Below are 7736 nucleotides of genomic sequence, written 5' to 3'. Positions count from 1 at the left end.
TCCCGCGTTGCGGGTGCCGCCGGCTTGCTGGCCTGCGGTTCGGGCTTTTGGCTCTCGCCAACCTTGGGCTCAGCGGGCGGCAGCGTCGAGGCTTTCTCTACCGGCGGCGTCGGGGCGGTTGTCTCACTGGAAGCGGCCAACGTTTGACTGTCGCTGGTCATCGTATCCGGCTGGATTGGCGGCGATGCCTTTTCGGGTGGCGGCCTGGCGTCCGTTGCGGGGGACTTCGCGACGACGTCGTTCTGCGAGGGGACTTCGGCGGGCTTGGTAGGCTCCGGCTTTTGAACCCCCAACGTATCTGCCGGATTTTCAGCCGCCTGTCCGCTGGCCTGCACGGGCGAAACTGCCTTTGCCGGCTCAGGGGCGGCAGAGTCCGCCAGGGGCGGCTTTGACAGGCCGGGCGGGAGCTTGGACGGCTCCGGTGGCAAAAGCGATGTCTTGCCGGCAGTCGGTGTGGCAGGCGTCATGAAGCCGCCCAGGTAAAGGCCCGCGCCGGAGGCCACAGCCAGCATCGCCAAGCCAGCGATCGCCAGGGTTCGGGTCTTTGTGGACCTTCCAGGCAAACGCGCCGTGGCCTCGCGCGGCATCGGCGCCGGAGGCGGCCGTTCGAACAAATGCGCGGGCCGCACGTGCTCTACGAAGGGCTGTCCGCCTGGGCCCGCTGCGGCTGCGTCGTCGTGCCTCTCAACATTGTGTGATCGTGCCTGGGTTTTGCTGCCGGATTTAAAGGTTCGCGGCAAAGCCGACCGATCGCGGGGTGTGATGGACGCCGGCGGGGTTGTCTCCTCGTTTTCGTCACGCGTCATCCTGGCGATTTCCGCCATGCTAACCGGTCGGTCCTGCGGATCCGGTTGCAGCATGGGTTCAACGATGTCACGAAAATCATCGTCGATGTCGGTGAGATCAGGCACGGTCCGGCGCTTTTCGATGACCTCGAATTGCGATCCGCTCATATCGATTGGCTTGCCGCGCAAGGCGGCAACCAGCACCAGCCCCAGGCTGTAGATATCGGATTGCTCACTGACATCGCCGCTGTAGAGCCCGAGCTGTTCGGGTGAAACATAGTTGTATTTTCCCGCAAACTTTCCGCCGATCAGGGTCTCACCGCCGACACTCGCCGACCGGGCGATACCGAAATCTATGATCTTCGCGCGGTCGACCCGGCCTCCCGGCAAGATGATGTTATCGGGCGAGAGGTCGCGGTGTATTGCTCCCGCCTGGTGCACGGCGCTCAGGCCGGAGGCGAGGCGGTGGCAGAGCTTGCGCACATCAGCCGCCGGCATCGCGCCACGCCGCATGATGTCGAACAGCGACTCACCGTCGACGAATTCCATGGCAAGGTAGGGACGGCCGATCCCGGGATCAATCGTGAAGACGTGGTAGCGCACGACCGCGTCATGCGACAGGTGATTGAGGATCAATGCCTCCTTGCGAAACAGCGACAAGATCGTCTGGTCACGGGCGAACTCGGGCAAGACGATCTTGATCGCGACATGGTCACCGGTCTGGATATTATGACCACGGTAAACCTCGCCCATGCCACCGAATGCGATGCGTTCGTCGAGCTCGTAGATGCCGCTGAGTTGCGTGCCTACGACGGTGTTGGCCATGCCCCCCGATATCCGCGTCTTGTCGTCGGAGCCCATCAACCTCAGGCCTTCGCTCTATGCAGATATGGAGGAGGCAATTGGCCATCGCGCTCGTGTCCTATCTTTACGAGGACGATCGTGACGTTATCCGTTGCGCCGCGCGCCAGCACCATGTCGAGCAGGTTCTCGCAGGCTGCCTGAGGTGTCGCCGACACCGTCGCCGCCTCGATCTCGGCGTCGGTGACATGCGCCGTCAGACCATCCGTGCTCAACACAAAAATATCCCCCGGCATGATTTCTCCCTGCTGGAAATCGATGACAATCTCGTCGCTGACGCCGATCGCTTGCGTGATGACATTGCGGCGCGGCCACGTGCGTGCTTCGGCTGCGCTGATGATACCGCGGTCGATGAGCTCCTGAACTTCGGTGTGGTCTCTCGAGATCTGCGAGATCGAGGCGTTGCGGACAAGATAGACGCGGCTGTCACCCGCCCACAGGCAGGCAAACCGCCCGTCCATCGCCAGCAGGGCGGCAACGGTGGAACCGATGGTTATGCCGCGGGATTCAGATATGCCTCGGATCTCGGCATTGGCCCGGCCCAGCCTGTCCTCGAAGCGGGCGCGAAGATCGGGAGCTGAGCTCGCAATGCCGATTGTTGACAGATGATCGACGATACTGGCGGAAGCGACCTCTCCGGCGTCATGTCCACCCATTCCGTCGGCTACCACCCAGACGCCAGTTTGTGGCTCGACCAGATAGCTGTCTTCATTGAGCTCACGGACACAGCCTTTGTGGCTCACGCCGAAGCTCTCAACGGAAAGGGCGACAGTATTCAATTTGCCACCAAGCGCTTTTCAAGCGTCCTTCTGCGGCGCACCTTTGGACGCTCGCTGGCGCCACTTTGCCACAGGCTCGAACATTAAAGTATCGAAAACTAAGGAAAACCAGGCTTTGAACGCCGTGGTCAGCGGACCGACGCCATGTTCAGCAGATGAACCCTGTTCAAAACGCCTTGGGACAGCTGAATCCGGACAGGGCCGGGAGGAAGAAGGGGTTGGAGCCTGAGCCTGTCTGGAGAGCATAAGTAACGTCGCGTCCGCCGATCACGAAGCGCGCTTGCATGTTGCTGCCGTCGCCGGTGACGGCAGCCTTGTCCAGAAGTCGTTTCAGCGCCCAGGGCCCTTCGAACTTGATGGCGGATTCGCGGCCTGGCATCTCCGGCGTCAAGCTTAGGCTGGCGGACGCGGAAGCTGCCTCGCCCGGCCAGGTGACCGCGCTCGGCGCGTTGCCCGTCTGATTGCTCCAGACGATCTGGCCTTCGGCATCGAGTATCGCCGTATCGACATCGCCATTCAGTGAGAACGGTGTGAAAGTGATGCTGACCGAAGGCAACGAACCGCCCGATGGGAAGAAGGCGCTGCGGATTTCCGCCGCAAGCTGGAAGTCTTTCAGGGTCGATTTCGACAGGTCGCGTCCAAATCGCGCATCCTGTTTCCAAGTCCAGTCCTGGCTGGTCATGTCGATCAGCGATGCTAGATTTTGTGCGAAGAACCGGTCCAGCAAGCCGCCAGGGGCGAACAATTTGGCGAAATCTGCCATCGCAACATCCTCGGTGGCGTCGCGGGCGAAGGGATAACGGCCGCTGATTGCGGCTTCACAAGGGGCTGTGACCGTCTGGTCAAGTATCTGATTCAAGTTGGTCACCGAGGTTTCGGCAACGTTGCCTTCGAACTCATCCGCCGTCGCGTTGACCATCCGGCCGAGTTGCTTGGGCAGGCGCGAGACATTGGCGCGAAGCGTGGCTATCTGCAGCTGCAGGTTCGAATTGACGCGTTCCGTCTGCGAAGGAACTTCGGCCGCCAGTTGCAGGCTCTGATAGATATCGCTGAAGTTTTGGGTCAGAGCATCGATCGGGCGATGTCCGGCAGGGCCGTTCACCAGGGCCTGGAATGGTCTGAATTGCGCTTCGATGTTTGCTCCTGGACTGAAGTTCCGTGCGTCGGCGGCCCCGGTGCCGGCGCGGCTTTGCGATTTGCCGCTGGCGATTGTTATGCCGATGCGGGCCAGGCCCTTGGCCAGATCCGCGGGGTTGCGCGGCGGGTTCTGGGCCGTGCCTTCGATCTCGGTGCCGGGATCGGGGCCGTCACCTGAGTCCCGCGTCAGAGCTGTTTCATCGGCGATTGCCGCAAAGAGCTGATTCATCGGTGAGCTTGGGGAGGCAGCGGCCGAAAGTGCGATGTAGTGCGGCTTGTCCGTCAGCATCGCCTTGAATTTCAACTGGCCGAGAACGCCGTTCCACGCGGCCGCGAACTCCTTGCCGTAGCGATCAAGAAGTTCGGGGCCGAGCTTGAGCAATTGCTGGTTGATATCGCCTTGTTCGCCGCCGCCCCCGAGAACCCACTGCTCGTCGACAAGCATCTGCGCAATGCGCGACAGTTGCCGGAGATAGAAGGTGTTGAAGCCGGAATGAGTATAGATGCCGGGAATACGAAGCCCTGACAGATCGCCGCCATCGATGCGCTCGAACAGCAGCTGCGCTTCCGGCCCGCCTTTCTGAGACAGTGAAAAATCGTCCAGCACCGCTGCGTATATAGCCGACTTGATCAAGGCCGAAGCGCGATCGGCAAGGCTCATACGCCCGAGTGAACGTTGAGCGGCTTCGACAAGCGGCTGGTTGAGCTCGAAGACCGGATCATAGGCGTCGTCCAATGCCAGCATGGCGCGCAGGTGCTTTTGGAGCTGCTCGCGTCCTTCGCGATTGTTTTCGCCCGGATATCGGTTCTGCTCCCAGTCCCGCTTCATCCACGAAACGATCAAAGCGTCATCGACCTTCGGTGCCTTGCCGCCAAGCATCAGATAGATTTTCAACGGTTCGTAGAGGGCGACGGGATCGGCCATCTTGGCCTGGATCGTCCGCTCGGCCTGGATCAACAGGCGCGATCGGAGCAGTCGCTCCAGCGCCTGCCGATAGGCTGTTTTGGATGCCGAAAGAAGTCTCTCCCTCTGGCTGAGGCCGAACGTCTCCTCTAACGGTGTCGGCAAGTCACCGGTTTCATACCCGGCCGGCAGATCGCGCAACTGGTCAAGCGGGCCGATGACGTTTTCAAGGTCGACATCGGTGACCGTGCTGGCCTTGAGCAACGGGGCCGCCGTCTCGCGATACTGGCCCATGGCCAGCGTTGTGGAGGCGATCAGCGACCGGTTGGAAGCAAAGCTCAGGGCGAGCGTACCCAGTGCGGCGGCGGCGATCAGCGTTATGGCACCCAGGCCACCAAATCTGACGATCGCCGCACGCCTTGCAGCCGATTTGTCATACGAAACCCAGCCCGATTCGGCAAAAATGACGTCCGTCAGCAGATCATGCAAAAAGAAGCTTTTGCCGGTTCCAGAAAGGTGAGGGCGGGAATTGCCACCGAAATTGCGGCCGATCGCGCCCAGCACCTGATCGATAGGCGTGCCCTCTTGCGTGCCGGACGAAAAATACAATCCACGCAGGCTGACATTCACCTGGCTGCGTCCGGGATTGAACAGAGCGGCGACAAAGCTGGTAACTCGGCCCTTTAGTGCGCCGAACTGTGCCGGAAAACCGAAGATGGAGATGCGCGTGACGGGATCAGTCTCTTCCTGGAGGCGGTCGGCCATCTCGTCGGCCAGTCGTTTTGCCAGCGCATCGAATTCGGCAGGGGCTCCAGCGGCCATGTTCCTGTCGCGCTCCGCGGTCTGGAATGTCGCGCCCCACACCTTGCGCCTTCGTGACTCGTCGAAACCGCCGAAGTAGTCCATGAAACCGGAGACAAGATCGGCCTTGGTGAAAATCAGATAGACTGGAAACTGAACTTTCAGCGTCTCGTGGATTTCCCTCAGCCGGTTGCGTATCTCGGCGAGGTGGGTATCTAGCTGCCGGTCGTCGAAGCTCATCAGATCGGCAAGGCTGATGGCCAGGATGACGCCGTTTATCGGTTGCCGGGCGCGGTGCTTCTTGAGCAGTGACAGGAAGGAGAGCCAGCTCTTCTTGTCGCTCTCAGCATTGGAATCCTGCGTCGTGTAGCGACCTGCGGTGTCGATCAACACGGCCTGGTCGGTAAACCACCAGTCGCAGGCACGTGTTCCGCCAATGCCGGCCACCGGTTGGGCGTCTCCTGAACCGGCAAGCGGAAAATTCAGCCCCGAATTGACCAGTGCCGTTGTCTTGCCGGCACCCGGCGGGCCTATGACGACGTACCAGGGGACGTCGTAGAGGAAGTTGCGCTTGCCGCTCGACCCTTTGAGCGCCGCCAAGGCCTCATTCATGCGGGCTTCGAGCAGCCGCCCATCGTCATCATCGCGGTCATCATTGTGCGCAACGACGGTTTCGAGCGCTTTTTGCGCCTTCCTCCCCTGCCAGAAACGCAGCCCGTGAACAAGCGCCAGCGTCGCCACGATTACACCGATGATCGTTGCACGCAGCCAGGCAGGCCCGAGCGGCCGGCTATCGGCAAAGCGGATCAAGGGGCCGGCAAACCATATGGCCGTCGCGAAGCCGATCAGCGCGGTCATGCTGAATATCCGCAGCAGCCAACGCGTCATGGATGCTTCCAGCAGGTCGTCACAATGTCTCCTCCCTGGGGATCATCACATCGACACGGCGGTTCCTGGCGCGGCCTTCCGGCGTCGCGTTTTCGGCGATCGGTTCGTCCTCGCCCTTGCCGTCCACCGTCAGTCGCGAGGGATCGCTGAATTTCGCGGCCATCAGCGCTTCGACGGCTTTGGCCCGGGCCAGCGAAAGGTCGAAGTTGGATTTGAAGGCGCTCGACCGACGCGGTTTGACATTATCCGTGTGGCCGACGATCCGGATCGGTCCAGGCTCGTGCTCAAGAGCCGCGGCGATGTCGGCGGCGATGGGCTGAAATTCCGGCTTCGTCTCGGCCCTGCCGGACTGGAACAGCAGCAGATTGTTGATTTCCACGACGATGAAGTCGCCCTTGGTGCCAATGGCCAGTCCGCCGCCTTCGACGTCCTTGGCCAGCGCCGCACGAATACGATCGATCTGAGCGTTGGCCGCCGGTGGGGCGACTTTGGCTGGCTCGACCAGCGGCGCCACGCTGGCGCGCTCGATAGCGACGGGTATTGATGGGTTGAGTGCCAGCAATTCACCTGCGGCGGCGTCGCCTTCATTGGAGATGAAGACCCGCAATGCGAAGAACGCTGCCGCCAGCAGCGCCGACGCTGACGCGGCAACCACCCAAAGCGGCAGGCGGGCCGAGGACTGCGCCATCGTCTCGGCCAAGCCCTGCCAGCGCGGCGAGATGTCTTCACCCGCACGCGTCCTGAAGTAGCGAAGCGTCTCGTAGACGTCGCGTCGAACGCGCTCGAGATTGTTGTCTTCGCGCCTCACGCCGCGATACTGGCCCTCGAACCCCAGCGACAGACAGACATGCATCAGTTCGAGCAGATCGTAATGTGTCTCGGGATGGGCCAGGATCTTGTTCAGTGCTTCGTAGAAGCCTGTGCCGGAGGACTGGGTATGAAAGAACTGCCACGACATGCTGCGTTGCGACCAGTCGTCTTTCCCAGGCCAAGGCAGGTTGCCGATGAGATCGTCGGCTGTTTCGCACAGAACATAACGCGCAATCCGCGCATCCTCTTCGGCAACGTCCGATTTCTCCACCGTCCGGTCGAATTTTTCGATGGCCTCAGCGACATGTTGCGCCAGTGGCTCCGCCTGTCTTTCGACAGGCATCAGCCTGAGTTGCCCAAACAGCATCAGCAAAGGAGCGGCCGCAGCGAGAATAGTGTTTGCCGCGCAGTATCTGACCACCTCGGCGGCGCCGAGCAGCATGCGCTGCTCGATGGGCGGCTTTGATGCGGCGGCCGAAGAGCTGGTACCTGCTGGGGCACCCAGGGCCGGGCCTTGATAGATGACGGTTCCTGATACCCAGCCCGGTGGCCGCACGACGCCAGGATCGAACACGGTTGAATCCTCGATCCTGGAGGTGTCCGCGATGGATTGCTCCGGAACCGGCGGCGGTTTTTGCGTGCGCCGTGGATTTGCGCGAATGACGGTCTTGCCCGCCGGACCGAAGGGGTCGTCCTTCGAGCTCATCGCCGATCACCCGTGCAGGCGGGACACCCGCGATTGGGCGAGACAGGCGCAAGACGGTTTCTGGT

Annotated in this window: 4 protein-coding genes; all 4 read right to left on the bottom strand. The window is 61.6% G+C overall.

The window, feature by feature from the left end:
- The coding region (locus tag EN949_RS30110; protein ID WP_164782584.1) for a serine/threonine-protein kinase at positions 1 to 1646 on the bottom strand (1646 nt) is incomplete at its 3' end.
- 5 nt (positions 1647 to 1651) lie between these two features.
- Positions 1652 to 2425: a protein phosphatase 2C domain-containing protein gene (locus EN949_RS30105; RefSeq protein ID WP_013525286.1), complete on the bottom strand. Its 774-nt coding sequence runs from the start codon at positions 2423 to 2425 to the stop codon at positions 1652 to 1654.
- 166 nt (positions 2426 to 2591) lie between these two features.
- Positions 2592 to 6155, bottom strand: coding sequence for a type VI secretion system membrane subunit TssM (gene tssM / locus EN949_RS30100; protein ID WP_127371875.1), 3564 nt, complete (start codon positions 6153 to 6155; stop codon positions 2592 to 2594).
- A 19-nt stretch (positions 6156 to 6174) separates the two neighbouring features.
- Positions 6175 to 7671, bottom strand: a complete 1497-nt coding sequence (gene tssL, locus EN949_RS30095; protein ID WP_013525288.1) for a type VI secretion system protein TssL, long form — start codon at positions 7669 to 7671, stop codon at positions 6175 to 6177.
- Between the last annotated feature and the right edge of the window lie 65 nt (positions 7672 to 7736).

It is taken from the genome of Mesorhizobium sp. M7A.F.Ca.US.007.01.2.1, from assembly GCF_003998165.1.
Lineage (GTDB): Bacteria > Pseudomonadota > Alphaproteobacteria > Rhizobiales > Rhizobiaceae > Mesorhizobium > Mesorhizobium ciceri.
This window is presented reverse-complemented; position numbering and strand designations above follow the sequence as displayed.